At 57.8% G+C, this 26,780-nt stretch carries 25 protein-coding genes and 1 pseudogene; 13 read left to right on the top strand and 13 right to left on the bottom strand.

The window, feature by feature from the left end; all coding sequences use genetic code 11:
- Nucleotides 1-2 precede the first annotated feature (2 nt).
- The 3 genes from P3T20_RS17325 to pruA form a co-directional block, all read right to left on the bottom strand.
- Nucleotides 3-1,166: an NAD(P)/FAD-dependent oxidoreductase gene (locus P3T20_RS17325; RefSeq protein WP_074266827.1), complete on the bottom strand. Its 1,164-nt coding sequence runs from the start codon at nt 1,164-1,166 to the stop codon at nt 3-5.
- A complete protein-coding gene (locus P3T20_RS17320) occupies nt 1,163-2,383 on the bottom strand; it encodes a pyridoxal phosphate-dependent aminotransferase (protein ID WP_074266828.1) in 1,221 nt (406 codons plus the stop codon). The genes P3T20_RS17325 and P3T20_RS17320 overlap by 4 nt, the downstream gene beginning before the upstream one ends.
- 76 nt (nt 2,384-2,459) lie before the next feature.
- On the bottom strand, nt 2,460-4,013 hold the full coding sequence (gene pruA / locus P3T20_RS17315; RefSeq protein ID WP_074266829.1) for an L-glutamate gamma-semialdehyde dehydrogenase: 1,554 nt from the start codon (nt 4,011-4,013) through the stop codon (nt 2,460-2,462).
- A 292-nt stretch (nt 4,014-4,305) separates the two neighbouring features.
- Here pruA and P3T20_RS17310 point away from each other — a divergent pair, with 292 nt between their 5' ends.
- The 7 genes from P3T20_RS17310 (at nt 4,306) to P3T20_RS17280 (ending at nt 12,298) form a co-directional block, all read left to right on the top strand.
- On the top strand, nt 4,306-5,226 hold the full coding sequence (locus P3T20_RS17310) for a LysR substrate-binding domain-containing protein (protein ID WP_074266830.1): 921 nt from the start codon (nt 4,306-4,308) through the stop codon (nt 5,224-5,226).
- A gap of 104 nt (nt 5,227-5,330) precedes the next feature.
- A complete protein-coding gene (locus P3T20_RS17305) occupies nt 5,331-6,206 on the top strand; it encodes an FAS1-like dehydratase domain-containing protein (RefSeq protein ID WP_074266831.1) in 876 nt (291 codons plus the stop codon).
- A 20-nt stretch (nt 6,207-6,226) separates the two neighbouring features.
- Nucleotides 6,227-7,387, top strand: coding sequence for an acyl-CoA dehydrogenase family protein (locus P3T20_RS17300; RefSeq protein ID WP_074266832.1), 1,161 nt, complete (start codon nt 6,227-6,229; stop codon nt 7,385-7,387).
- A gap of 10 nt (nt 7,388-7,397) precedes the next feature.
- Nucleotides 7,398-8,576, top strand: a complete 1,179-nt coding sequence (locus P3T20_RS17295; RefSeq protein WP_074266833.1) for a CaiB/BaiF CoA transferase family protein — start codon at nt 7,398-7,400, stop codon at nt 8,574-8,576.
- A gap of 23 nt (nt 8,577-8,599) precedes the next feature.
- The gene (locus P3T20_RS17290; RefSeq protein WP_074266834.1) at nt 8,600-9,976 is read left to right on the top strand and encodes an MmgE/PrpD family protein; all 1,377 of its coding nucleotides are present in this window, start codon (nt 8,600-8,602) and stop codon (nt 9,974-9,976) included.
- Nucleotides 9,969-10,793, top strand: a complete 825-nt coding sequence (locus P3T20_RS17285) for an HpcH/HpaI aldolase/citrate lyase family protein (protein WP_074266835.1) — start codon at nt 9,969-9,971, stop codon at nt 10,791-10,793. Before P3T20_RS17290 ends, P3T20_RS17285 begins: the two co-directional genes overlap by 8 nt.
- A 26-nt stretch (nt 10,794-10,819) precedes the next feature.
- On the top strand, nt 10,820-12,298 hold the full coding sequence (locus P3T20_RS17280) for an aldehyde dehydrogenase (RefSeq protein WP_074266836.1): 1,479 nt from the start codon (nt 10,820-10,822) through the stop codon (nt 12,296-12,298).
- A gap of 74 nt (nt 12,299-12,372) precedes the next feature.
- On the opposite strand, the gene P3T20_RS17275 is transcribed toward P3T20_RS17280, so the two are convergent.
- The 9 genes and pseudogenes from P3T20_RS17275 to P3T20_RS17235 form a co-directional block, all read right to left on the bottom strand.
- Nucleotides 12,373-12,846 carry a VOC family protein gene (locus P3T20_RS17275; protein ID WP_074266837.1) on the bottom strand — a complete coding sequence of 158 codons (474 nt, stop codon included), beginning with the start codon at nt 12,844-12,846 and terminating at the stop codon, nt 12,373-12,375.
- Nucleotides 12,847-12,931: 85 nt separating this feature from the next.
- Nucleotides 12,932-13,741: an NAD(P)H-dependent oxidoreductase gene (locus P3T20_RS17270; protein WP_074266838.1), complete on the bottom strand. Its 810-nt coding sequence runs from the start codon at nt 13,739-13,741 to the stop codon at nt 12,932-12,934.
- Between the two features lie 341 nt (nt 13,742-14,082).
- Nucleotides 14,083-14,808, bottom strand: coding sequence for an ABC transporter ATP-binding protein (locus P3T20_RS17265; protein WP_074266839.1), 726 nt, complete (start codon nt 14,806-14,808; stop codon nt 14,083-14,085).
- Entirely contained in the window at nt 14,801-15,652 is an 852-nt protein-coding gene (locus P3T20_RS17260; RefSeq protein ID WP_074266840.1) for an ABC transporter ATP-binding protein, read from the bottom strand. Before P3T20_RS17260 ends, P3T20_RS17265 begins: the two co-directional genes overlap by 8 nt.
- Nucleotides 15,649-16,920 (bottom strand): high-affinity branched-chain amino acid ABC transporter permease LivM, encoded by a 1,272-nt coding sequence (gene livM / locus P3T20_RS17255; RefSeq protein ID WP_429287440.1) that lies wholly within the window; start codon nt 16,918-16,920, stop codon nt 15,649-15,651. Before livM ends, P3T20_RS17260 begins: the two co-directional genes overlap by 4 nt.
- A 14-nt stretch (nt 16,921-16,934) precedes the next feature.
- Nucleotides 16,935-17,852, bottom strand: coding sequence for a branched-chain amino acid ABC transporter permease (locus tag P3T20_RS17250; protein ID WP_074266842.1), 918 nt, complete (start codon nt 17,850-17,852; stop codon nt 16,935-16,937).
- An 85-nt stretch (nt 17,853-17,937) separates the two neighbouring features.
- Nucleotides 17,938-19,008 carry a branched-chain amino acid ABC transporter substrate-binding protein gene (locus tag P3T20_RS17245; protein WP_254368947.1) on the bottom strand — a complete coding sequence of 357 codons (1,071 nt, stop codon included), beginning with the start codon at nt 19,006-19,008 and terminating at the stop codon, nt 17,938-17,940.
- Between the two features lie 334 nt (nt 19,009-19,342).
- Nucleotides 19,343-19,567 (bottom strand): annotated as a pseudogene (locus tag P3T20_RS17240) (nuclear transport factor 2 family protein); the annotation flags it as partial.
- A gap of 37 nt (nt 19,568-19,604) precedes the next feature.
- Nucleotides 19,605-20,561, bottom strand: a complete 957-nt coding sequence (locus P3T20_RS17235) for a helix-turn-helix domain-containing protein (RefSeq protein ID WP_074266844.1) — start codon at nt 20,559-20,561, stop codon at nt 19,605-19,607.
- Nucleotides 20,562-20,656: 95 nt separating this feature from the next.
- On the opposite strand from P3T20_RS17235, the gene P3T20_RS17230 reads away from it, so the two are divergent.
- From P3T20_RS17230 to P3T20_RS17220, 3 genes are all read left to right on the top strand, one after another.
- Nucleotides 20,657-21,901, top strand: a complete 1,245-nt coding sequence (locus P3T20_RS17230; RefSeq protein ID WP_074266845.1) for a DUF1479 domain-containing protein — start codon at nt 20,657-20,659, stop codon at nt 21,899-21,901.
- An 87-nt stretch (nt 21,902-21,988) separates the two neighbouring features.
- Nucleotides 21,989-23,236, top strand: coding sequence for an ABC transporter substrate-binding protein (locus P3T20_RS17225; RefSeq protein WP_074266846.1), 1,248 nt, complete (start codon nt 21,989-21,991; stop codon nt 23,234-23,236).
- A 163-nt stretch (nt 23,237-23,399) separates the two neighbouring features.
- Nucleotides 23,400-23,633 carry a hypothetical protein gene (locus P3T20_RS17220; RefSeq protein WP_174567546.1) on the top strand — a complete coding sequence of 78 codons (234 nt, stop codon included), beginning with the start codon at nt 23,400-23,402 and terminating at the stop codon, nt 23,631-23,633.
- Between the two features lie 513 nt (nt 23,634-24,146).
- Here P3T20_RS17220 and P3T20_RS17215 read toward each other — a convergent pair.
- On the bottom strand, nt 24,147-24,869 hold the full coding sequence (locus P3T20_RS17215) for a hypothetical protein (RefSeq protein ID WP_143787641.1): 723 nt from the start codon (nt 24,867-24,869) through the stop codon (nt 24,147-24,149).
- Nucleotides 24,870-24,982: 113 nt separating this feature from the next.
- Between P3T20_RS17215 and P3T20_RS17210 the strand changes: the two genes are divergently transcribed.
- The 3 genes from P3T20_RS17210 to P3T20_RS17200 all read left to right on the top strand — a co-directional run bounded on the left by P3T20_RS17210 (nt 24,983) and on the right by P3T20_RS17200 (nt 26,723).
- Complete coding sequence (locus P3T20_RS17210; RefSeq protein ID WP_302050861.1) at nt 24,983-25,117, top strand: hypothetical protein; 135 nt, start codon at nt 24,983-24,985, stop codon at nt 25,115-25,117.
- Nucleotides 25,114-25,341, top strand: coding sequence for a hypothetical protein (locus P3T20_RS17205; protein WP_074266848.1), 228 nt, complete (start codon nt 25,114-25,116; stop codon nt 25,339-25,341). Before P3T20_RS17210 ends, P3T20_RS17205 begins: the two co-directional genes overlap by 4 nt.
- Nucleotides 25,342-26,447: 1,106 nt before the next feature.
- Nucleotides 26,448-26,723 carry a hypothetical protein gene (locus P3T20_RS17200; protein WP_074266849.1) on the top strand — a complete coding sequence of 92 codons (276 nt, stop codon included), beginning with the start codon at nt 26,448-26,450 and terminating at the stop codon, nt 26,721-26,723.
- Nucleotides 26,724-26,780: the final 57 nt, after the last annotated feature.

The raw sequence follows: 26,780 nt of genomic DNA, 5'->3' as shown, positions 1-26,780 counted from the left end.
CCCTAGTAAACACCTTCCTCGATCACCAGTTCACCCTTGGTGAACCGTGACGGCGACAGCGGCGAGAGATCCAGTGTTTTAAACTCGCCAAAGCTCAACAGTTCGGCAACAGCTCGACCAACCCCTGGGCTGTGCATCATGCCATGGCCGCTGAAACCGGCCGCCACGAAAGAGTTTTCCGCACCCGACTGCCCGACGATGCCATTCTGGTCGAGAATGTTGTATTCGTAGTAGCCAGCCCAGGCGTGTTCCACCCGTAAGGCCTCGAACGCCGGGATACGCCCTGCCAAGGCCGGCCAGATGATCTCGTCAAATTCAGAAAACTGCACGTCGAGTGGCAGGTGGTCCAGATCCGTCTCCGCCGACGGCGAAACGATACAGAGGAAATGATTCTGCTCCCTACGCAGATACACTCCCGAGGTGTCGATGAGGATCGGCATATCCGGAATCGCCGTCGGACATGACACGACAAACGCCGAACGCCGTCGCGGCCGAACCGGCAGATCCACGCCGATGCTTTGTGCAAGAGGTGCACACCACGCGCCGCTGGCATTCACGAACGCGTCCCCGGCGATTTCCCGCCCGTCCGTCAGTTCGACGTGGGTCACCCGGTTTCCGCGTGTACGGTAGCGCACCGCTTCACCCGTGACGAAATGGACGCCCGCTTCACGCGCACGGTTTCTCAACCACTGCATGACGCTATATCCGTCGAACCAGCCCTCGCCTGCCAGACCTTCGACGCCATAGGCCAGATCGCTGACATTCATCCACGGGTAGCGGCGCTGCAACGCCTCGACTGAATGCTCCTGCAGCTCCACCCCGAGCGATCGGGCAAGAGCGCTCCGCCGACGCAGCACGCTCTCTTGCTGCGCGTTGCCCACGAACAGGTATCCGCAATCCACCAGATCGACGCCAGCGCCATACCGCACCTTCTCCCGCTCGCAGGAAGAAAAAAAATCATAGCCAAACTGCGATAGCTGGATGCAGATGGGCGTTGAAAACTGCTGCCTGATCGAACTTGCCGAGAGCGACGATGATGCGATCTGATAAGTCGGATCCTTTTCGATCACCCAGATCTCGCGGCTCTCTGTCTTTTGGAGGCTCAGGAAATACGCTATTGAACAACCGATCGCCCCCCCGCCGGTGATGACAATTCTTTCGCTCATGATCTACCTTGGACGGTCGCGAGGTTTTGACGTGCGGCGCGAATGCGACCGAGCGCCTCGTTCAGGTCATCGAGTGACGCAGCATAAGAAAGCCGGAAGTAAGGCGAGAGCAGAAAGCCGGAGCCCGAAACCACGGCTACGTTTGCCTCTTCCAGCAGGTACATGACGAAGTCCTGGTCGCTTTCCAGAAGCGTGCCATTCGGCGTGCGGCTCCCCATGACACCATGGCAGCCGACGAATACATAAAACGCGCCTTCCGGCTGATTACTGTGGAGTCCCGGTATGCCGTCCAGCGCATTCACGACGAGCTTCCGGCGTTCGTCAAAGGCCAGTCGCGATGTCTCGACGAAAGACTGATCGCCATTGAGCGCTTCGATCGCAGCGTACTGCGACACCGAAGACGCACTGGTCACAATCTGACCTTGCACCAGATTCATGGCACGGATGAGCGTCGACGGTCCAGCCGAATAGCCAATCCGCCAGCCTGTCATCGAGTACATCTTGGACACGCCGTTGATGATGAGAGTCCGCTCCTGCAACTCGGGCGCGACGTTCAGGATATTGACGAAAGGACTTCCGGTGTAGATGAGCTTTTCGTAGATGTCGTCGGACAGTACCCACACATGGGGGTGTCGACGCAATACTTCCGCAATACTGCCGAGTTCGTCGGCCGAGTAAACGGCCCCCGTCGGATTCGATGGCGAATTCAGCATCAGCCACTTGGTACGAGGCGTGATCGACGCCTCCAGTTGAGCAGCAGTCAGTTTGAATCCCGCTGCCTCGTCGCACGGCACCACAACAGGCGTCCCTGTCGCCATCTTCACGATCTCGGGATACGACACCCAGCACGGTGCCGGCACGATGACTTCGTCGCCCGGATTGAGGGTCGCGAAAAAAGCCGCGAAAATTGCCTGCTTCGCGCCAACGGCGACGCTGACACCGTCCACGGGATAATCGACGCTATTGTCACGCTTGAGTTTCGCTACGATCGCTTCGCGCAACTCCCGGATGCCGGCGGCCTCGGTGTAACGCGTCTTGCCTTCGCGCATTGCGCGAATCGCGGCAGCCTGGATATGCTCAGGCGTACGAAAATCGGGTTCGCCTTGCGACAGGGAAATGACATTCTTCCCGTCCCGGCGCAGTTCTGCCGCCTTTGCCGCCATTGCCATTGTCTGCGCAGGGGCGATCTGGCCAATGCGGTCTGCAATGAAGCCCATTCTATTTGTCCCGTTCATTTGGAAAAGCTGATTCGCGCCAGGGCCGCCCAAAGGCAGCCCCAAACGACATGCGTGCTTAAAGACGCTCGGCCACAGCCTTCATTTGCAAGAACTGCAGAAGATAATCAGGACCACCCGTCTTGGTATCGGTGCCCGTGAGGTTGAAGCCGCCGAATGGCTGAACGCCGACAAGCGCGCCCGTACATTTGCGATTGAAGTACAGGTTGCCCACGTGGAAGTCGCGACGCGCCCGTTCGATGCGGCTTCGGTCATTCGAGAAGAGCGCCCCCGTCAGACCATAGACCGTGTCATTGACAACAGCCAGACCTTCCTCGAAATCCTTGACGCGAATCGCAGCGACGAACGGGCCAAATACTTCTTCCTGTGCAATGCGCGCGCGAGGGGACACGTCGCCAAAGATAGTGGGCTCAATCAGATAACCAGCGGCATTCTCTACGGCCTTGCCACCCGTTAACAGCTTGCCCTCGGTGTGGCCGATATCGATGTACGACAGCACCTTCTTGTACTGCAGTTCGTTGCAGACCGGACCGAAACTGGGATTGTCCCTGGCTTCGCTGACAACCAGTTCTTTCGCCTTTGCAACGACCTTCTCAAGCAATGCGTCGTAGACCGAATCCACTACGATCAAACGCGAGCAGGCGGAACACTTCTGGCCTGAATAACCGAACGCCGCCTGAATGACACCCGTCGCCGCGTCGTCGAGATTGGCTGTCTCGTCGACCAGAATGGCGTCCTTGCCACCCAACTCGAGGAAAACGCGCTTGAACCATTTCTGGCCTTCCGCGAGCTTCGCAGCGGACTCGTTGATCTGGGCCCCAGTCGCGAGCGAGCCCGTGAAGTTGATAAAGCGCGTCTTTGGATGAGCAACCAGATAGGAACCGATCTCCCGTCCAGTTCCAGGCAGGTAATTCACCACGCCCGGCGGCAGGCCTGCTTCCGTGAAGATGTCGAAGATCTTGGCCAGCGAAACAATCGTGTCTTCCGCTGGCTTGCAAACCACCGTGTTACCCACCACGATCGCGCCGACCGTCATGCCGGTCATTAGCGCCATCGGGAAATTCCAGGGCGAAATCGTTACACCTACCCCCAGCGGAATGTAGAAGCTCTCGTTCTCTTCACCGGGATAGTCAATCAGTGCCCCCAGGCCGCCCACGTGCTTGATTGCCTGACGCGCGTAGTACTCGGTGAAGTCGATCATTTCCGCGACTTCAGCGCTTGCTTCGACGTAGTTCTTGCCGATCTCATAGACCAGCCATGCCTCGAGCTCACGCTTGCGTCTGCGCATGATTGCTGCAGCCTTCAACATAAGACGGGAGCGATCTTCCTGGCTCCAGCGCTTCCACGATTCGAACGCGGCCCACGCAGCTTCGAGTGCGTCATCCGCATGCCGCGTCGTCGCCTTGGCGGTGTAGCCGACGATCTCTTCCGGATTCGACGGATTTGTCGAGACGAGCTTCGCTTCGGTCTGCACACGCTCACCGTTGATCAGAAGCGGATAGGTCTGGCCAAATTCCGAACGCACTCTTTTCAGGGCCTGCTGCATATGGGCTTTGGCACTTTCGGTGTCGAACAAATCAAATGGCTCGTTCTTGAACGGTGCAATCAGCATCGCTTTCTCCAGATTGAATTGGTTTGGGCTGCTCTGCCGCCCTGATGAGCACGGCATGCTTCCGTGAACCGATTGTCCGGCGCGAAAACTTTCCGGTCTTGATGCGGCTCCACCGATTTGTGCGGAATTCTGCATAGTCATAGCCATCGCTCCGTCGCCGTTGTTCTTCAATAGCCCGATAACATAGAGGCACGGACAAAACGTGCGAAAAATATCGCAAATACTGATTTGCGGATTTCTGCTATTTGCTACACTGGATCAACGGCGCGTCACTTCATTCGGAGCACGTATCATGACCATGCATTTCGATCTCGTTGATCTTCGTCTCATCACATGTATCGCCGAGACGGATAGCTTGACGCGTGGCGCCGAGCGCTTTCATATGTCCGTACCCGCAGCGAGCACCCGAATCAAGAATCTTGAAGAAAGTATGGGGGCGAAACTACTGTATCGGACTAGCCAGGGGGTGACACTCACGCCACCGGGCCAGGCATTCCTTCACCATGCGCGGGTTGTCCTGTCACAACTCGAGCAGTTGCGCGGCGACATGCAGGAGTACGCACGCGGTATCAAAGGCCACGTGAGGATCTTCGCGAACACCACGGCCACCACGGAATTCCTTCCTAACGACCTGCGAGACTTTCTCGCCGAGCATCCGGATGTGAACGTCGAGCTTCGCGAACGATTGAGTCATGACGTGGTGCGCGCGGTGAGCGAAGGCACAGCGGACGTCGGCATCGTGGCAGGCAATGTCAGGCCCGAATCGCTGGAAATCATGCCCTATCGCTCGGACCGGCTCATACTGGCGGTGTCGGAATCACACCCTTTAGCAGAGAAAACGTCTATTCCCTTTGAGGAGGCAACGGAGTTCGACTTTGTGGGGATGCCTGAAGCAAGCGCGATTCATACCTTTCTGAACCGCGTCGCGCACGATATGCACAAGAAACTTCGGGTGCGGATTGAAGTGGGTAACTTCGAGGCCCTGTGCCGAATGATCGAAGCCAACGTCGGGATAGGCGTGCTGCCTCGTTCGTCAGCGATAAGGTACGTCAAAACCATGAACATCCGGCTGGTTGAAATCGAGGATGCCTGGGCGACGCGCAATCTGCTGATCTGCGTGCGCAGCCTCGATCTGCTGCCGTCTTTCGCGCGTGAACTTGTCGACCTGCTCACCCAGAAGTGCAAAAGCGAGTGCGAGCCTCAGCCGGCCTAAGCGGCGGCAGTTAGTCTGCGTTTAAAGCCCTCTTCTCCAGACACAAATTGTAGTCAACAGGCCGGTGCGTCAATCTAGCGTGAACGACGCTATTCGATGCCCTCATGACTACCGAACTCAATTATCTGCGCACGTGGATCGGCCGAACCCAGGCTGAGCAGGAACTCGTATCCCCTCGTCTTGCGCAGCAACTCGCGGCTACGCTAGGCTATGAGGACGCGCCGCATGCCGGCTCTCCGTTGCCTCCGCTTTGGCACTGGGCACTCTTTCCTCATATCGTTTCGCAACCACAGGTTGGGGTGGACGGCCATCCCAAACGTGGTGGATTCCTGCCGCCGGTGCCGCTACCCCGCCGTATGTGGGCAGGCAGCCGGGTCCGGTTCGAGCGGCCGCTCCTGGTCGGCAGCCTCGTCACCAGAACCTCGCAGATTGTCGATGTCGCCGCCAAGGAAGGACGCACCGGAAAGCTCGTGTTTGTGCGTCTGCGTCATGAACTGGAAGACGCAGAAGGTCCGCTGCTTTCGGAGGACCAGGACGTCGTGTATCGCGAGTCCGCGACGACTGCGTATAGCCCGGCGAAAGGTCCAATTGCGCCCGAAGAGTTCACATGGAAGCGGGAGATCGTGCCAGACCCGGTCCTCCTGTTTCGTTACTCCGCCGATACCTTCAACGGACATCGTATTCACTACGACCGGTCCTATGCTCAGGGACAGGAAGGCTATCCCGCGCTGGTCGTGCATGGGCCGCTGACTGCGACCTTGCTGGTCGATCTCGTCCGACGCAGCCTTCCGGGAGAGTCGATCGCTTCGTTCTCCTTCAAGGCGGTCAACCCTCTCTTTGACGATGCCCCTTTTCATCTATACGCCGCCCGCGCAGCCGGATCGAACGAGGTGAGGCTTTGGGCGGCCAATTCCGAAGAAGTGTTGTGCGTCGCTGCCGTGGTAACGCTCACGGCACCCGCAAGTGCATTTCAAAAATGAACCCAAAGGAGTAGAGACAAGTGTTGGCTAACGTTGACCCCTATCAGGACATCCGTGAAGCGGTTCGCGATCTGTGTTCAAACTTCCCTGCCGAGTATTTCCGCAAGGTCGATGAAGAGCGAGCCTATCCCGAGACCTTTGTGCAGGCTCTTACCGACGCGGGTTGGTTGGCAGCCCTGATTCCGCAGGAATATGGCGGCTCCGGACTCGGGCTGACCGAGGCGTCGGTGATCATGGAAGAAATCAACCGCAGCGGCGGCAATTCCGGCGCGTGTCACGGGCAGATGTACAACATGGGGACACTGCTCAGACACGGTTCCGCCGAGCAAAAGGCCCGCTACCTGCCGGAAATCGCGAGCGGAAAGTTGCGGCTTCAATCGATGGGCGTGACCGAACCGACCACCGGCACCGACACCACCAGTCTCAAGACGACCGCCGTTCGCAAGGGTGACCGGTATGTCGTCAACGGTCAGAAGGTGTGGATCTCACGGATTCAACACTCCGATCTGATGATCCTGCTCGCACGGACCACACCGATCACTCAGGTGGCCAAAAAATCTGAGGGCATGTCGATATTCCTCGTCGACCTGCATCAGGCGGTCAAGCAAGGCATGACGGTTCGCCCGATCCCGAACATGGTGAATCACGAGACTAACGAACTCTTTTTCGACAACCTCGAGATCCCGGCCGAAAACCTGATTGGAGAAGAAGGCAAAGGCTTCAAGTACATCCTTGACGGCCTGAACGCCGAGCGCACGCTGATTGCTGCCGAGTGTATCGGCGACGGCTACTGGTTTCTCGACAAGGTTTGCAAGTACGTCAAGGAGCGGGTGGTCTTCGGGCGTCCGATTGGACAGAACCAGGGCGTGCAGTTTCCGATCGCACGCGCGCACGTCAACGTCGAAGCGGCCAGCCTGATGCGCTATAAGGCCTGCAAACTTTTCGACGCGAAACAACCCGCCGGCGCGCAAGCCAACATGGCAAAACTGCTGGCCGCTGACGCTTCCTGGGAAGCCGCCAACGCGTGTCTGCAGTTCCACGGTGGCTTCGGCTTCGCAAACGAATACGACGTGGAACGCAAGTTCCGCGAAACACGTCTTTATCAGGTCGCGCCGATCTCGACCAATCTCATTCTTTCGTACGTAGCCGAGCATTTGCTTGGGCTGCCACGTTCTTTCTAAGGGGCTGGGCATGAAACCGCTGGACGGCGTGAAGGTGATCACCCTCGAACACGCGATTGCAGCACCGTTTTGCACCCGTCAACTTGCCGATCTCGGCGCACGCGTGATCAAGATCGAGCGCCCCGGTACAGGTGACTTCGCGCGCGCCTACGACGAGCGTGTACACGGCATGGCCTCGCACTTCGTATGGTGCAACCGCTCGAAGGAGAGCCTCACGCTAGACGTCAAGGCTCCGCAGGCGCAGGGTATTTTCGAGCGCTTGCTCGAAAATACCGACGTGCTCGTGCAGAACCTGGCGCCCGGCGCTGCAGCTCGACTGGGTCTGTCCTACGAAGCGTTGCGTGAGAAGTATCCCCGCTTGATCGTCTGCAACATCTCGGGTTACGGGTCCGACGGTCCGTATCGCGACAAGAAAGCCTACGACCTGCTGATCCAGAGCGAGTCCGGTTTTCTCTCGATTACCGGCGGCCCGGACTCGCCCGCGAAGGCCGGCTGTTCCATCGCCGATATCGCTGCGGGAATGTACGCGTATACCAACATCCTCTCCGCGCTTCTGCAACGCTCGAAGACGGGCGTGGGAAGGGAAATCGACGTCTCGATGCTCGAGAGCATGGTGGAGTGGATGACGTATCCCCTTTACTACGCGTTCGATGGCGCATCGCCGCCACCTCGCGCCGGAGCCGCTCACGCAACCATCTATCCCTATGGGCCGTTCCCTGCCGGGGACGCGAAAACCGTCATGCTGGGGTTGCAGAACGAGCGGGAGTGGAGTGTCTTCTGCGCAAAGGTTCTGCTCGCACCTGAGCTGGCTACCGATCCGCGCTTCAGTTCCAATTCGAAACGGGTAGCGGCGCGCGAAGCACTGCGCGACATCATCGTCACCGCATTCAGCAAATTGACCTCGGAAGAGGTCATCCGCAGGCTGGATCACGCGCAGATTGCCAACGCCCGGATGAACGACATGTCCGATGTGTGGGCGCATCCGCAGCTTAAAGAACGCAATCGCTGGGTGAACATTGACTCCCCGGCCGGTTCCATTCCTTCGTTGCTGCCGCCAGGCGTCGTTACAGCAGCCGATGTCCGCCTCGACCCCGTTCCCGCATTGGGCCAACACACCGAAGCCCTGTTGAATGAGTTGGGCTTTTCGACCGATGCCATCCGCGAACTTCGTGACGCGGCCGTCGTATAACCTCCAGTTAAGGTAAGCCTGTTATGAGCAACACACAGATTCTTGCTTCGTTTGCGGCCAATCTCGAGTTTGAACAGATCCCCAGGGACGTGGTAGCACGGACGGAAGACCTCTTCCTTGACTGGTTCGGATCAGCATTGGCCGGCCGGGGAGCGCGTCCCGTTGAAACGATCCAGAAACTCGCATTGAACTTTGGTCCGCAGTCCGGTTGCTGCGAAGTATTGATCTCCCGCCGAACGAGCAGCCCGTTCTTTGCGGCAATGATCAATGCCGCTGCATCGCACTTCGCTGAACAGGACGATCTGCACAACAGCTCGGTCCTGCACCCGGCAACCGTCGTTTTTCCCGCGGCATGGGCTGCCGCTCAAGCACTGGGGAGAAGCGGAAAAGAGTTCATTGCGGCATCCGTCGCGGGCTATGAAGTGGGTATCCGCGTCGGCGAATTCCTCGGTCGATCGCACTACAAGATTTTTCATACCACCGGTACGGTTGGAACGATCGCAGCCGCGGCTGCGGTCGGCAGGCTTTTGCGGCTGAGCCGCGAACAGATGATGAATGCGTTTGGGTCCGCTGGTACCCAGGCAGCCGGGCTGTGGGAATTCCTGAAAGACGCTGCGGACTCCAAGCAACTGCATACGGCCAAGGCAGCAGCGAACGGTCTTCTAGCGGCCTACCTTGCGGCCGACGGTTTCACCGGCGCGAAAGATATCTTCGAGGGCGGCAAAGGCATGGGAGCCGGCATGTCCACGCAAACGCATCCGGACAAGCTCGTTGACGCGCTCGGAACGCGCTGGGCCCTGAGTGAAACATCGTTCAAGTATCACGCCTCCTGCCGGCACACCCATCCGGCGGCCGATGCCTTGCTGCAGGTAATCAAGCGAGAACAGATCGCACCTGACGATATCGAGACGGTGGTAACTCATGTTCACCAGGCCGCGATCGACGTCCTCGGGCCAGTGACCGATCCGCAGACGGTTCATCAGGCGAAGTTCTCCATGGGCACCGTGCTCGCCATCGCTGCGGAGTTCGGCCACGCGGGCGTACGTGAGTTCGACGCCCACTACGGGGAAAGCAGGATCGCGCACTTCAGCAAGAAGGTTTCGATGGTGCTCGACGCTGAGGTCGATGCGGCCTATCCGTCGCGCTGGATCGGCAAGGTCACCGTGCGGACCAAGGATGGACGCACTTACAAAGGTCGGGTGGATGACCCCAAGGGGGATCCGGGCAACACGCTCACGCGCACCGAACTCGAACACAAAACGATCACGCTTGGGCTGTATGGCAAGGCAGCCACTGAAGACGAACTCAAGCACTCCATCGCCTCGGTATGGGCAATTACCGATGCCCCCGTCGTACCCCAACTGCTCCCCGAATCGATATTGGAGGTTCATCATGGCTGAGCTCGCACCCCGGTCCTATCTCTTCGTTCCCGGCAACCGGCCCGACCGGTTTGCTAAAGCTGCGGCGTCGGGCGTCGACGTTGTGGTGATCGATCTGGAAGATGCCGTACCTCCCGCCGAAAAGAAGATTGCGCGGGCCGCCCTTGCCGAGTGGCTGTCCACCAATAGCACGCCGGTCGCCGTGCGTGTGAATGACGTGAACAGCGAATGGTTTCGCGACGACATTGCCGTATGCCGTGCGCCATCCGTGGCCGCTGTCATGCTGCCCAAGACCGAACGCATCGACGACATTTTCCTCTGCGAGTTCGCCGGCAAGCCGACCGACATCCTGCCGATGATCGAAACCGCCCAAGGCTTCCGCAATGTGGTCGCGATCGCCCAGCACCGGCTGACTACACGGCTCGTCTTCGGCAATGTGGATTTCCAGCTTGACCTCGGCATCGACGGGGACGATGAGCAGCTCCTGTACTTCCGCTCACAGATCGTCCTCGCTTCGCGCATTGGCAATCTGCTTTCGCCGGTAGATGGCGTCAGTACCACGCTGGACGATACCGAGCAGATCACGCGCGACACCGTCCGTGCAAAGCGGCTCGGCTTCGGCGCCAAGCTTTGCATTCATCCGAAGCAGGTGTCGGCAGTCAACGCTGCATTCATCCCGGGCGCGAAAGACGTCGAGTGGGCACAGCGGGTTGTAGAAGGCGCCGCCGCATCTCACGGAGCGGCTGTCGCGGTGGACGGCCGCATGGTCGACCGGCCGGTCATCTTGAAAGCCCAGGAAATTCTTGCAGAGTCCCAGCGTCGGCGCCTTGGCGAATGAGTCAACATCAAAGGGAGACGAAAGTCATGCAACAGTTTGAGATGTTTATCAACGGCGAATCCTGCGCGCCGGCTTCGGGCGAATGGTTCGACACCGAGAACCCCTTCACCGGCGAAACGTGGGCACAGATTGCGAAAGGCAACGCGACAGACGTCGATCGGGCTGTGCAGGCGGCGCATGCCGCCTTCAGCGCAGGACCATGGTCACAGATGTCGCCAAGCCAGCGAGGTCTGTTGCTTCATCGGGTAGGAGACCTGATCGCACGTGACGCAAAGCGGCTTGCCGAGCTGGAAGTTCGTGACAACGGCAAGCTGATGGCTGAAATGCTGGGCCAGTGCCAGTATTTGCCGCAATGGTACTACTACTTTGGCGGCCTGGCGGACAAGATTCAGGGCGCCGTGGTTCCGCTCGACAAGAAAGGCTACTTCAACTACACCCGCAACGAGCCGCTGGGTGTCGTCGCCGCCATTACGCCCTGGAACTCGCCGCTGTTGCTCGCCACATGGAAAATTGCACCCGCGCTGGCCGCGGGTTGCACGGTGGTAATCAAGCCATCCGAGTTCACTTCTGCATCCACCATCGAGTTTGCGAAGCTGTTCACTGAGGCCGGCTTTCCGCCGGGCGTAGTGAACGTTGTCACAGGCTTCGGTGCAGACGTCGGCTCTCCTCTGGTAGAACACCCGCTGGTCAAGAAGATTACCTTCACCGGTGCAGACTCCACCGGCCGGGCAATCAACGAGGCGGCAGCCCGTCAGTTCAAACACGTGAGTCTCGAACTGGGTGGCAAGTCGCCCAACATCGTTTTCGAAGATGCAGATCTGGAAGACGCGGTGAATGGCGCGGTTTCAGGCATCTTTGCTGCGACTGGGCAGACCTGTATTGCCGGTTCGCGCCTGTTGTTGCAAGAAAGCATCTACGACACGTTTGTCGACAAACTTCTGACGCTGGCACGGACCGCGAAAATGGGCGATCCGTCGAGTATGGACACGCAGGTCGGACCGATCACGACCCGCCCGCAGTACCGCAAGGTCCTGTCTTACATTGAAACCGCAACACAGGACGGCGCGACGTTGCTGCTAGGCGGAAAGCCCGGCAGCGCCCCCGAATGTGGCAATGGCTGGTTCGTCGAACCCACGATCTTCGGCGACGTTAGCAACAGGATGCGAATCGCGCAGGAAGAGGTCTTTGGTCCCATCCTCTCGATCATCAGGTTCAAGGATGAAGACGAGGCGGTTGCGTTGGCCAATGACGTGCGCTTCGGACTTGGCTCGGGTGTCTGGACGAAAGATATTGGCCGGTCCATTCGCGTTGCAGAAAGACTGCAGGCCGGCATGGTCTGGGTGAACAGCTATCGCGCGGTGAGCTACATGTCGCCCTTTGGCGGCTACAAGGATTCCGGACTGGGCCGCGAGAACGGCATCGACGCGATCCGCGAGTATCTGCAAACGAAGAGCGTCTGGATCAATACCGGGGTCAAGACCGCGAACCCGTTCGTGATGAGGTAATGGCAGATGGCCCCGTGGTATTCCCAAGGGGCCATCTGGAATGTCAGTAAGACGCTCGCGAAAGCGCCTTGAACTCAGGACTTGATGCCTTGAGCGGCCTTGGTACTCGGCGCCCGGACCTCTAGCGTAACCCCAGCCCCTTCATTTACCGTCTTGAAGTACGTGAAGCCACTTCGATCTTCGAGGCGTCCGCGCGAGAGCACATCCAGCCCGGCGTTCGCAGCAAGTTCCTCGGCCTTGTCGCAACTCTCGACAGAGAAGCCGAGATGAAAGACGCCCTCGCCTCGCGTTTCCAGGAACCGTCGTTGCGGCGTGTCACCGTCTCCTGGCTGGCAAAGCTGCAGTTGGGCGTTATCGATATTCGCAAACTTGTAGCGCATCTTCAGAAAAGCCGGACGATCGTAGCCGTCCAACTGGTATGCATCCATCGGCGGAAAATCGTTCCATGGACCAACGCCAATTGATTCGTAATACTTCACAGCGTTTTCGATATCGCGAACCACGATGCAGACGTGGTGCAGTTTCTGAAAAATCGGCAGCTTTTCCATGGTGAACCTCATCTCTGGTCAGTTTTGACGCTGGGCCGCAGAACCTTTCCAGGCTACCGCGGCCCGACCTGAAGCAGCTGCAGTATCAACCTGCCTTCGCAATCTTCTTCGGCGTATACGTTTTTGCCGCATCGTCATGCGACTGGCCGACCGACGGGTTCCATTGGAAACCGGAACGGGCCACGACGCCCGGCTTCAGACGTTGGTCCGGACCAAAGTCTGCAAAGGGATGGAAAAACAACGGCTGCGTGCCCTCAAGCGTGCGCAATCGTGCCGCATAGGAGTCGAGGTAGGCTTGCCGCTCCTCGGCACTCACGCGGCCAGGCATCCAAGATACGTGCGGCGGCAACACCTCGAAGCCAAGGTAATTGAAAATGCCATTGTGAATCGGCCAGAGAATGTGATTGATGTCTCCATCGACGCCGTCCGGTTCGTAGAGGCTCGCGGCCGTTCCAGTCGTGGTCGAAACCATCGCCTTACGTCCCTTGAACATGCCGTTCTCGTACTTGCGGCCGGTGGCGTAGGCGAAACCACGCGTCATCACGCGGTCCACCCAGCCCTTCAGAATGGCGGGCATGCCGAACCACCACATCGGATACTGGAAAATGATCAGATCCGACCAGAGCACCTTCTGTTGCTCGGCGTAGACATCCGGCGTCGGCTTCGTGGAGGTTCCGAACATGTGCTCCTGTTCCGCCGAAAGGTCGAGGAAATCCGTATTGAGACGTTCGCCCACAAAATCTTCCACGCCGAGCTCAGGCCGCCATTTCAGTTGGTACAGGTCCGTCACTTGAACCTCATGTCCCTGCTCTGTCAGAGTCGAGACAGCCGTGTCCTTCAACGCACCGTTGAAAGACCGGGGTTCAGGGTGAGCGAAAACGATGAGCACTTTCATGCGGCAACTCCATAAAACCGGTTCGTTGAGCGTTCTGGCCTCGCTGGCCTGCGCTTGAATTCGTGCCTTCTTCGGATGCAGTTCCGGAGCGGCGATCGATTAGGTCTATTGGCATTCTGGACGTTTACAAAATTCCGGTCTTGAAGAGGTTCGGCTAATTTCTGCGGAATTTTGCACATTTTTTGATAGTGATCCAGCCCGTCAAGGCTTGATAAGCCTTGTTCGAATCGCCATTTCATCTTTTAATCTTCCCACACTCAAGTTGCGGAGAATTGCTAAAATTCCCATCCACTGAGAGCGGGAGAAAGGGCGAAGCAAGCCAGGTTTCCAGTCGCATCGGTTCACGCCGCATCGAGTTGGGACGTATCGCCCTCCAGATACGCTGCCCGGACCGACGGGCTGGCCAGCAAGTCAGCACCACTCCCTTCGAGGGCAATCTGCCCATGCTGGAGAACATACCCTCGATGCGCCACTCGCAATGCATGATGGGCGTTCTGTTCGACGAGCAGAATCGTCATACCGAACTGCTCGTTCAACTCCCTGATGACCGAGAAGATCTTCTTGATGAAAAGCGGCGCGAGGCCCAGCGACGGTTCGTCGAGTAACAGCAATCTCGGTTGAGACATCAATGCGCGACCGATCGCAAGCATCTGCTGCTCGCCTCCAGACAGCGTACCGGCACGCTGCGAGATCCGGCTCCGCAGGATTGGAAACATCTCGTAGATCCGTTCTAGGTCCTCAGCAGTCTTACGATTGGACGACGTATCGCCCATCAGGAGATTCTCAAGCACAGTCATCCGCTGAAAGATGCGACGCCCTTCGGGCACAACCGCAATATCGAGCTTGCCGACCGCATGTGAAGGCAGGTCCGTAATATTCTGTCCGTCGAATTCGACCGTGCCGCCGCTGGCGCGGGGATAACCGAAAATGGTATTCATCAGCGTGGACTTGCCCGCGCCGTTCGCACCGATCAACGTAACGATCTCGCCCGTGTTCACGTCCAGGGTAACCTCGCGTAGTGCCTGGACGCTGCCGTAGTGGGCACTGAGTCCGGTAAGCTTAAGCATGAGCGGTTTTCTCCTGCGATGAACCATCGGGTGAAGAGGTCTCGTCGTCCTCCCCAAGATACGCGCTGATCACCTCGGAATTTGTCTTGATCTCGGCAGGCGGCCCCTCTGCGATCTTCTTTCCGTGATTGAGCACGACAATATGATCGGAAACCTTCATGACGACGCTCATATCGTGTTCAATCAATAGTATGCCGATACCTTGATCCCTGGAGAGGGAGGTCAACAGCGTCGTGAGTTCCCCCGACTCGCGCGGATTGAGACCGGCGGCTGGCTCATCAAGGCAAAGCAGAATCGGTTCAGCGCACATCGCGCGCGCGATTTCGACGCGACGCTGTACGCCATACGGCATGTCACCGGCAGGTTTGTTGGCGATATCCCGGACGCTTAGGCGCTCGAGCCACGTCAGGGCGTTATCTATCGCCTTGTCGTTGGCGCGGCGAAACGATCTTGAGTTCAGCGCTCCGGCAATCGAGAATCTCGACGCTTCCTGCAAGACATTGTGCTGAGCGATCATCAGGTTTTCGAGCACCGTCATACGGGGAAACAATCGTATATTCTGAAACGTCCTGACGACCTGGCCGACCCGCGCGACGTCCACGTTCCTCATCGCATCGAGCCGAAGTTCGCCGCGATAGGGATGGCGCAGTTTGATGGAGCCTTTTGTCGGTTTATAAAAGCCGGTCAGGCAGTTAAAGAATGTCGTCTTTCCCGCGCCGTTCGGCCCAATCACTGCAGTCACCTCGCCTGCACGCGCGCTCATGGACAGGTCCTCGATTGCACGAAGTCCGCCAAACTGCATCGTCAGATTCTCAACGCCAAGCAACGAATTGGAACCGCTCATGGGTTCACCTCCACGCCCGGAGCGCTGACGGTCGCACGGCGATGGCTGATGAGTCCGCCGGGCCGCACGATCATGATAAAGACCATGGCAATACCGAAGAGCAACATTCTGTACTCGGCGAAATCACGCCCCAGTTCAGGCAAGATCACCAGCAAGGCGGCCGCGAGCACGACGCCCAACTGGCTTCCCATGCCACCCAGCACCACGATCGCGAGAATCGTGGCCGACTCCGAAAATGTGAAGCTCTCCGGAGAGATAAACCCCTGCCGTGCCGCGAAGAACACGCCGGCGAATCCGGCCAGCATTGCACCGGTCGCAAATGCGGACAGTTTCACGTTCGTCACATTAATGCCCATGGCCTTGCAGGCAATTTCGTCTTCGCGCACCGCTTCCCACGCGCGCCCCACAGGCAGGCGTCTTAGCCTCGAGACGAGAAGGTTTGTCAGTAACGCGAGTGCGAGGATCAGGTAATACAAAAAGATGACCCTCTGAACGGGTGAGTATTCGATACCAAATACGGTCGCAAATGTCGGACCATCGCTGGATGCCTGCATCGGAAGCCCAAAGAATGTCGGCTTTGGAATCGAAGAAATGCCGTTTGGTCCGCCCGTGAGATCACCCCAGTTCACAAGCAGCAGCCGAATGATCTCGCCGAATCCGAGCGTGACGATCGCCAGATAGTCGCCTCTAAGTCTGAGTGTCGGATAGCCAAGCAGCATGCCGAATGCCGCGGCCAGTCCACCGGCGATGGGTAGCGATTCCCAGAAACCAAAGCCGAAATGCGTCGAGAGAAGACCGTAGGTGTATGCGCCTACCGCGTAGAACGCTACGTAGCCCAGATCCAGCAGACCAGCCAGTCCAACGACGACATTCAGGCCCCAGCCCAGCATCACGTAAATGAGTACCGTCGTGGCCGTATCGACAACGTAGCGGTTTCCTGCAAACAATGCGGGCAACAGCACGGCGAAAGCCACGCATGCCGCGCCGACCCAAACCAGCGCACCGTTACCCGCGATTTCAGGCGCGGGCCTTGCACGCAGGCGCCGCTTTGTCAGTAAGCGGAACCGTTGCAGCATCCACTGCAGTATCAGGCGGCCGGCAAAGGCCACCAGAATGAAGGCGGCCAGCAGTGCCCAACGTGTTTCGACATGCAGGCCATTTGCTCCGTCTCGCGTCGTCAGTCCCAGCATCGGCAAACCTACGAGGCCGGCAACCAGCGCGGCGCCCAGAGCATCCCTGATGCGAAACTGAAGATCTAATTTTTGCATGATTGTCGGGCTCATCAGACTTTCTCCACCTCTGGCCGGCCAAGCAGGCCCGAAGGACGAAACATCAGAACAATGATCAGGATGACGAACGTTGCCACATCCTTGTATTCGGGAGAAAGATATGCCGCCCAGAACGCTTCGATCAATCCGATGATCAGACCGCCAAGCATCGCGCCAGGGATCGAGCCGATGCCGCCCAGAACCGCAGCAGTAAAGGCCTTGATACCCGCCTGGAAGCCAATTGAGAAGTCGATCACGCCGTAGTAGATCGTCACCATGACACCAGCGACGGCAGCCAGCGCAGCGCCGATCATGAAGGTCAGGGCGATAATCCTGTCGACGTTATAGCCGAGGAACTGCATCATCCGTTGATCCTGTTCGCACGCCCGCTGCTGCCTGCCGAAAGGCGTCTTGTTGATGAGCAATGTGAAGGCGGACATCAGGACAATCGTCACGATGACGATGAGGAGCTGGACATAAGAGACGTACGTTCCGCGCAATCCCTCATTGGAGAAGAGATTCGTACCACCCGTCACAAGCGGCGGGATCGACTTGACCCGCGCACCCTGGGTCAGCTGAACCATGTTCTGCAGAAAGATAGCAATTCCGATCGACGAGATCAGCGGCGCGAGACGATTGGAGCCTCGAAGCGGCCGATACCCGACCCGTTCGACGGTCCAGCCGAATACGGAGGTCAGCGCAATCGAGACGATCAATGTAATGGCAATACTCGCCACCACCGACGAGACCCCGCCGCTCCCAAGAAGCGTGAAACACGTCACGGCGATGAAAGCGCTGACCATATAAACATCGCCATGCGCAAAGTTGATCATGCCGATGATGCCGTAGACCATCGTATAGCCGATCGCAATCAGGCCGTAGATGGCGCCCAAGGTCAGCCCATTAATAAATTGTTGCAATGCCTGGCTCATGTCCTCTCCGGTGAATCTGCTTCGGAGGCGGAGCACTGGACAGACGCACCGCCTCTTCCGTATTACATAGACGGGACAGGACTTGTCACTTCACGTAGTCATAGTTGTTGCCGTTCCAGCGATAGACCACATAGCCAGGGCTCTTGAGATCGCCTTTCGAATCGAAGTCCACTTGTCCGACTACGGTATTGAAGGAGCCGTTGTGAAGCTGCTTCACGATCGCCGCATAGTCCGTGGAATTAGCCTTTTTAGCTGCCTCTGCGAAAACCTGCAAGGCGGCGTACGAATACAGCATGTAGCCTTCCGGCTCGATCTTCTGCGCGCGGAAAGTCGCCACCACCTTTGCGGCTGCCGCACTCTTGCGCGGGTCTGGCGGGAAGGTAAAGAGGACCTTGTTGATTTCCGCCCCCGCTGCGGTAACCAGTTCATTATTCGTTAGCGTATCGCCGCCCAGGACCGTCAGATTTAGCCCGGCCTGCGCCGCCTGCCGCAGAATCAGCGCGACTTCCTGGTAATACCCGCCGTACGCAAGGATCTGAACGCCATTCGCCTTCAGTTTGCTGATAAGGCCTGAATAGTCCTTTTCACCGGCCGTGATCGACTCACGCAGCACAACGGGCGTCTGCTTTGCAGCGAGATCCTTGGCGACCTCGTCGGCCAGACCGCCGCCGTATGCGGTCTTGTCATCGATGACCGCGATTTTCTTGCCCTTGAAATGCGCAGCGATATAGTCGGCTGCAACCTGCCCTTGCTGATCGTCCCGGCCGGTAATACGAAAGATCCCCTTGATGCCGCGTTCCGTGATTTTCGGATTGGTCGAGACGGTGACCTGCGGGATCTGCGCGTCGTTGTAGACGTCCGAAGCGGGTAAAGTGGAACTGGAACACCAGTGACCGTCGACGAATGCCACCTTCTGATTGACAAAATTGTTGGCAACCGAAACTGCCTGCTTGGGATCACACACGTCGTCGCCCACAACCAGGTCGAGTTGCTGCCCTAGCACACCGCCCGACGCGTTGATGTCTTTCACCGCCTGCTCTGCGCCCTTGCGAAACTGGTCGCCCCCCGAGGCGTACTCGCCCGTCATTGGGCCAGCCACACCCACCAGAACACTTGCATCCGCGACGGCCGAGCATGCCAAAGCCAACCCGCTCATGCTAAGTACCGCACCCATTCCAACCAATTTTTTCCGGCCGTTCATAACCATCTCCAAGAGCAGGCTTCGATGCAGGAACGAACAGGTCTCAGCAATCGTTCCCGGGTATCACCTCGCGTTCACAGCCGCAAGGTAGATCGAAGATTGCCGTCACCAAAAACGGGCTGGAATTTGATTGTGCGAAAGCGGGGATTAGGTGGAGGCTAAAGATGCGCAACGGCGGCATTTGGCTGCGGGAAATCGCATAGTTTTGTCAGTCCGCTCTCCAGATGGCCGTGTAAACGACTATGCGACTATGCGTTAAAACTTCCCGCTTATCCTGGCTTGTACGAGACTATGCGTACTTATCGCCAACGGTGCTGCGGATAGGATGAGTGTCGTAGACGATGATCATGCGCTCGATCAATCCGTTGCCGTCGAACTCGAATACATCGACACACTCGAAGCGCACGGAGGAACCGTCTTTCAGCACCCGGTCGTAGATAAAATAGCTCGTCGCACTCAGAACGCCGATTGTGCCGTCGCAGATGTCGATAAGCGTAATCGTGCTCTCTCCCGAGTTGACCTGCTACGACGCTAGCTTTGCATCGCCTGCGTCACGCAATTGATCTCGGTAGTCGCGGGTTCCGTTGCAAAGAAGGTGAGCGTTCGGTGATGCGTGGACTGGCGTCCGTTTCGACGATATCACCGGCCGCAAACTGTTTGCGGTAAGCGGCGGGTGTCAGTGCCTTCAACGCCTTGAACTGCCGGTTGAAGTTCGCGACGTTCGGAAATCCAGAGCGGGCCGCAACGACCGACACGGGGGTCGAGGTGTGCGCAAGCATCCGGCAAGCATGGCCAATCCTGACCCGCGCGATATATCTCCCAACGCTCTCTCCAATGTGCTGCTCAAAGTAGCGGGCGAGAGAACGTTCCGACACATTTGCAGCCTCGCAAAGTTCGGATAGACGCAGCGGTTCGGCGAAGCGCAAATCGATCATCGAGAGCACGCGATTTATACGTTCCGGTTCGTGGCCCGAAGGACCCTCCGTCCGGTCGCTAAACGCGGTAGGCGAAGCGAGTGGTTCACCGGGCGCTTCCGCTAGCGTACACAAAACATTTAGCACTGCGGCAAGGCGTTCTCGCGGGGCGCTGGAAAGCAGATCGCCGACCTGGGTGTGCATCGCGGTGCCCACCTGCGGACTGAATGCCAGTCCGCAGGCCGCCCTGCGTAACAGGTTGCGCAAAGGCACGTATTCCGGACAGACATCTGCAAGCCGCCGCGCCCAGTCGCCGCCGAACCAGATCACGATTGCGACCTGGGGAGACGATGAATTAATCGATCGGTTCGACGCCCAGGTATGAGGAAGATTTGGCGGCACAAGAACCAGATCTTCGTCCCCGTAGTCTGCGATCGAGTCCCCGATATAGCGCTTGCCGTGACTGTTCAACGTCAGGGTCAGTTCGTATTCGGGATGGTGGTGCCATTCAAACGGGATACGCGGCAAACGCCGGTGGTAAACCCTGACCGAGCAGTCATCGCCGAATTCGACGCGTTCGTATGCTGGTTTCATGGCAGAAGTCGCAAAGAAATTGTCTGGATGGTATCACTTTTTGGGGCGTGTCCGGTCTATGCTCCAGACATAGCAGAACCCACAAGGAGACAACCATGGCACTCAATGTCGACGACCTGCCGGCAGCCATCCGGCAGGCCAAGCAGGAGCTTCGCGAAAGACTTCCGAACTATCGGGATGTTTTCGCCGAAGTGGACGAAGCAATCCGTACCGAAGCCAGCAGAATTGCCGAGCAACGGAGTCGCGGCGAAAACGTGATCCCCGAAATTCAATTCTCCGACATAGCTGGGCAGCGAGTGAGCGCGGAGCAGATCGAACTCGTCAAAGCACGGGGTGCATGCGTCATCCGCAATGTGTTTGACCGCTCTCAGGTGGAAGCCTGGGACCGCGACATCGCGGACTACGTCGAACGGAACGACCTCGATACGCGACTGAAGACCCGTGCCGAGGACAAATACTTCGGCCAGCTGGCATCGAGCAAGCCACAGATTTACGGCGTGTACTGGTCAAAGCCGCAGGTCCTCGCGCGTCAGTCTACGTCGCTGACTACGGCTCGCGTGTTTCTGAACCGTTTGTGGCGCAGTGAGAGCGAAGGTCAGGTCCACTTCGATCCGGAGCACGTACCCGCTTACGCGGACCGGTTGCGCCGGCGGCCGCCCGGGTCAGAGTCCTTGGGCCTGTCCGCGCATTGCGATGGTGGCTCGGTCGAGCGTTGGATCGAAGCGAATTTCCGGAACGTGTACCGGCATGTTTTCAGCGGCAACTGGCGTCAATACGATCCATTCGACGCCGCCTTCCGGCCGGACGTCGAGGAAATTGCTTCGCCAGCCGTATGTTCGATGTTTCGCACGTTTCAGGGCTGGACAGCCCTGACACCTCAGGGTCCCGGAGATGGCACGCTGCAACTCGTGCCCATTGCGAACTCGATGGCCTATATCCTGTTGCGCGCCCTTCAGGACGATGTTGCTGACGACGACCTATGCGGCGCAATGCCTGGCCGCGCGCTGTCGATCAAGCCGGAATTCCATGCGCCGCTCTTCGACGCGTTGTCATCGATTCCGCACATGCAGGCGGGCGACACCGTGTTCTGGCACAGCGACGTCATCCACGCAGTAGAAGACGCGCACCGTGGCACGGGCTACAGCAACGTAATGTATATCGCGTCAGCGCCCGCGTGTGCCAAGAACGACGAATACCTCAAGCGCCAATTGCCCAGCTTCCTTGAAGGCAAAAGCCCTCCTGACTTTCCGACTGACCATTTCGAGGTCGACTTCGTCGGACGAGCTACGGCCGAAGATCTGACGCCCCTCGGTAAAGCCCAACTCGGCTTCGGCCTGTAAGCGCTACCCATCGAAACGATCTGACGCATGCCCATCACGGTGTGCGCCCTGCCCGGTGATTCATAAGGAAAACTAAAGGAGACAGCAATGAAAAGAACGCTCATTTCAGCCACAGTTGTCGCAGCGGCGCTCGCCACAAGTGCACAGGTCGCAAGTGCTGCCGAGTCTCTTTCGGTGTTGCACTGGTGGACCTCGGGCGGCGAATCGAAGGCCATCAGAGTGCTTAAGGACGACATGAATAAACAGGGCTACGAGTGGAAAGACTTCGCCGTAGCCGGCGGGGCGGGTGCAGCTGCCATGACCGCGTTGAAGACCCAGGTCATGTCGGGGAATGCACCGTCGGCAGCACAGATCAAGGGCCCGTTGATACAGGACTGGGCAAATCAAGGTGTATTGGTCGATATAGATAAATCGGCTACCGACTGGAAAACCCAACTGCCAGCGCAAATTGACAAGACCATGAGGTCAGACGGCCACTATGTGGCCGCGCCGTTCTCGATACACCGGATCAACTGGCTGTGGATCAACAAAGCCGACCTCGATAAAGTTGGAGGTAAGCCACCTGCGACGTGGCCGGAGTTCTTCGCGCTCGCCGACAAGTTCCGTGCTGCGGGCATTACGCCTGTCGCACGCGGCGGCCAGCCCTGGCAGGACATGACCATCTGGGAGACCATTGTACTTTCTCAGGGCCCAGATTTTTATCGCAAGACCATGATTGATCTCGATCAGAAAGCACTGACTTCGCCGCAGATGGTGCAGGTGTTCCAGATTGTCCGCAGGATCCAGGGTTACTTTGATAAAGGCTCTACCGGTCGTGACTGGAATCTCGCAACCGCCATGGTCATTAATGGATCGGGTGGGATGCAGTTCATGGGCGACTGGGCGAAGGGCGAGTTCGCGAATGCGAACAAGCAGGCGGACGTTGACTATATCTGCGCGGCTGCGCCAGGCACATCGAACGCCTTCACCTACACGGTAGACTCGTTCGTGTTCTTCCAGCAGAACGGCAAAAAAGACGCGACTCCTGGGCAGCTCGCGCTTGCCAAGACGATCATGTCCGTCGATTTCCAGGAGCAGTTTAGCCTTTACAAGGGTTCGATTCCTGTCCGGCAAGATGTTCCCATCGGCAAGTTCGACGCCTGTGCCAAGAAATCATACGCAGACGAGCAATCCACGATCAAAGCCAACAGTTTCTTTCCGTCGTTGGCTTTCGGTGATGTTCAGTCGTCGGCCACCGAGGGCGCGATTACCGACGCCGTGACGAACTTCATGAACTCGAATGAGGATCCGCAAGAAGCAGTACGCAAGCTCGCTGCGGCAGCAAAGGTCAAATAGGCGGGACTTTGCGGGTCGACGCTCGCGAAATCGAGCGTCTTTGGACTGACGACGCGACGAACGGAATCTGAGAGAAAGACATGTCGATGATCGAGGAATCCAGCCTGATGGGAACTGCCGGAGAAAAAGAGCAAGGAATACAATTTCCCGTTGGACGCCGAGCTTGAACCGCAGTAGCCGACAACCTCTGTACATTATCGCCGGCACCGCGAATCGTGGAACCCGTCGTGCGTATATGGGCGTCGACGATAAAGCAGTGAATGAGATCGGCGGTCGTGAGCACACAATTCTGCTGGTTGATGACGAGCCGGAAGTCCTCGCCGCGTGGCACCGCATTCTTGAAAATTCAGGCTACAGGGTCGTATGTGCGAGCAACGGCATTGAAGCGCTTGCCTAACTGAAAGCGGGTCGCGTTGACCTGGTTGTTACCGACTGGATAATGCCAGTGATGGACGAACTAACACTGTGCCGCCACACATTAGATCTCATCCTGACTGACCTCTCGGATATCCCGATTCTAGGTTACTAGGCCGCGCCGCCCGACGACGTTCTCCTGCACGAATGGAACCGTTGCCTGAAAAAGCCAGTGGCTGAGTTACTCTTTCTTGCAACGGTGCGTAAGTTATGCACGCGCGCCGTCTACCGGAACGCCAGCCACAGCAGTAAGCCAATCGACTGCTACGGGCGTGGCTTCGGCCATTCGCTGTGATTCCACGAGTGGCGCTTCATGGCCGCGTGCTGCCCGATGCGCCAAGCATATGTCTACGTTGGACTGCCGTTCGGATTCGGACACCGCAACGCCCGCTTCCGGAATGCAATCGTCGCTCGACCGTCACGGGGGGACGGCGCCATCGGCCTTTCCCATAAGCACGCAAGGCCGCTTTCGCGCCCCTCTCTGTTCTTCATCGAATCAATTCGTGCTTGGGAGCACGCTACCGCTGCAATAGAATTTTTTGGGCGCAGGTGCAAGTTGCGCGACGCGTACCCACTGAGTCGGCGGGTTGTAGGCCGTGTTTTGAATGAGGACCAACGGCAACTTTACGTCAATCACCATTCCCAGGTTGGTGTCCATGCCGGGCTGGGGATTTTGCTGAATGGATCTCAACTGGTCCTGATAACACTGCTGATTATTCTGATCGATTTCGCGCTTTGTTTGCTCGCCCAACACTTCTTCCTTTTCCCGTTGCGCGTAACCGTCCTGATTGTAGTAATAGAACGTCGCGTATCCCGCAGTCATCTGGTCACCGTAGCTCGCGGTTCTAGTGATTTCAACCTGATACGCACCCAAGGCCTTCTCTAGAGCTTGTTTATCCACACAAACTCCTTTCAAATCGTCGCTACTCCCTCGATAAACCCCGCCGTTTCCTTCGCACCATGCCTCGAGTTTCGTTCGGAAAGTGATGTAGTAGCCTCGTCGATCGATGAAGGTCCAAAGGTTCTTGTTCACCCGCTTGGCACGGTAGGCATCGTTGGGGAAATCCCCTTGATGTCCCACCTCCCTGCCCGGCGCGCTGTCGACGAACTGGTCGAAGGTTGTCGGCGACGTATCGTCCGCGTGAGCGTACAAGGGCAATGCGACTATAGAGACAAAGGCCAAAAACACTGTTTGCGGGACAAGATCGGTGTATTTCATCGCGACCATAGTGAGTAGGATTTTTTATAACAGGACCAAATTGACATGTCGGCATCCCGGGTCAATATCTTTAGCGCCTAGGGTTCCTGGGAGTCGTCAAGCGTCATCTTGAATTGTCCCAGCGCATCCGCGAGCCGGGTCTCGGCGAAATCGCCCAGTTGGTCGAAGCGCGTCACACCCTTGAGAGAATCCTGTCGGACGACCCGAACGGCTTCGTCGCTGCGATCCAGAATGAGGCGTGCATATGAAAGGATCAGATCGACAACGGGCGTTTGGAAGTATCACGCCCCGGGATTCGGCCATAAAAAAGCGCCGCCTTGTGGACTGCGCCGATGAGAAGTTCCAGCCGTATTTCGAGGGCGCGCTGGAACCTGAGAGACCGTTGCTGGTGCCGCCATTGACCACCTGGGCATTGGTAACCGGTATTGCCGCTGGCGTCATGCAGTCACAGTCTGTTTATCGGCAGCATTGACGCCGATAGACAGGTGGGAGAAGCTTTAATCCAGCTTTAAATTCTTTCCATATATTTCGCCCATTTGCCGGTCGGACAAATGCTCTTGAGCAGAAGACGCCGACGCCGCAGGGGAGATTTGAATGCCCTCCCTGAGAGCGTGTAAAGCAGCCTGTTCATGGTTCACGAACTGCTTTTTTGGTTGCTGCCCATCCTCTTGCGCCCTCGGGATTAGCGTCGAGGTTCAAACAGGACTCCACACCAACGCCGTATGATCGAGTGACAAAAAACGGGGGGCTGGATGAACGATGCGCAGAAGCGATGCGGCTTGATGACCGATCGGGGTACTTCGTGCGGGCTATTTGGCCTGACGGTTACCAACAGCGAATCACCGGCTTTACCGACGATGCCGAAGCCCGCGAATGGATAGCCAACGATAGACGGGGCTGGCTCGACTGGATGCTGCACCGCCCGCCGCTTGGCACCTAAGGCCAGCAACCGCCGCCACCTGCCAATCGACGGCCCGTGCCCGGTGCGATTAGCGCAATGCAGGAAATCTAATCAAGTGACTTCGTTCGTATGCAATCCCATGCGTTCACATTAAGGGGGACGCAGCGAGCGACGAACCGCATTACAAGTTCGACAGCAACAATGTATCCGAGTCCGAAGACTCCGATAGTAGACTTCCAACGGTCGTGGTGACGCTTGAGGAGGGCCAACGATATGGCGTCGCGAAGGACCGTTTGTCGCCGAACATTGGCTGATGCGTCCCGCATATGCGGGACGCATCTCACAAAATCGTAATCGGCAGCATTCGGCCCGACCCGGACAATCGAATGCATAGTTCATATGTCCGCTTGTTAGCAGCGGACCGGACACTCGCGATCGCTAATCCAGTGTGGGAAGTAACTTTGAACGTTACCGTACCGAATTCCTTGTAGACATCTGGGATCATAGCGCGGGGCCGTCTAAGCCAGATTGCGGTCCGCTCGCCAATACCACGCCAAACGCAAAGCCACGCCGCGATCTCCCGAGGACGCTCGTCACATTGCCGCAATATTCAATGCGGTCCAGACTCGCTTCCGTGATGCTCGCGCTACAGCTCATCTTATAACCGGACGGCGCACATGATTAGGCATCAGTTTCATGAGTTCAGTGAAGACGAACAAGCCGACGCGGAGTCAATTTTCGCCAGCCACAGCTTCGATATCATCGATTTCGACATCCGGGACGAAGATCAGTACCTGGCGGAAGATGGTACGAGTCTGATTCGCCGACAAGTCATGGTTACCCGGCGGAGCACTGACAAGTCTGCCGTTTATGCTGCTGGCCAAGGCACCGCATGGCACGCCGATTTCGAGCGTGATCTGGCGGCTGGAGTGTTCGGCGTCAGCTCGGTTTAGTTCGGCATTGCGCGACCGCATGTGTTTTCCGCAGCATTGACCCCTAGGAGCGCTCTC

Origin of the sequence: Paraburkholderia sp. GAS206C (assembly GCF_050435645.1) — a bacterium.
GTDB classification, from domain to species: Bacteria; Pseudomonadota; Gammaproteobacteria; order Burkholderiales; family Burkholderiaceae; genus Paraburkholderia; species Paraburkholderia phenazinium_B.
The sequence above is the reverse complement of the archived record's forward strand: the minus strand, read 5'-3'. Positions and strand labels throughout refer to the sequence as shown.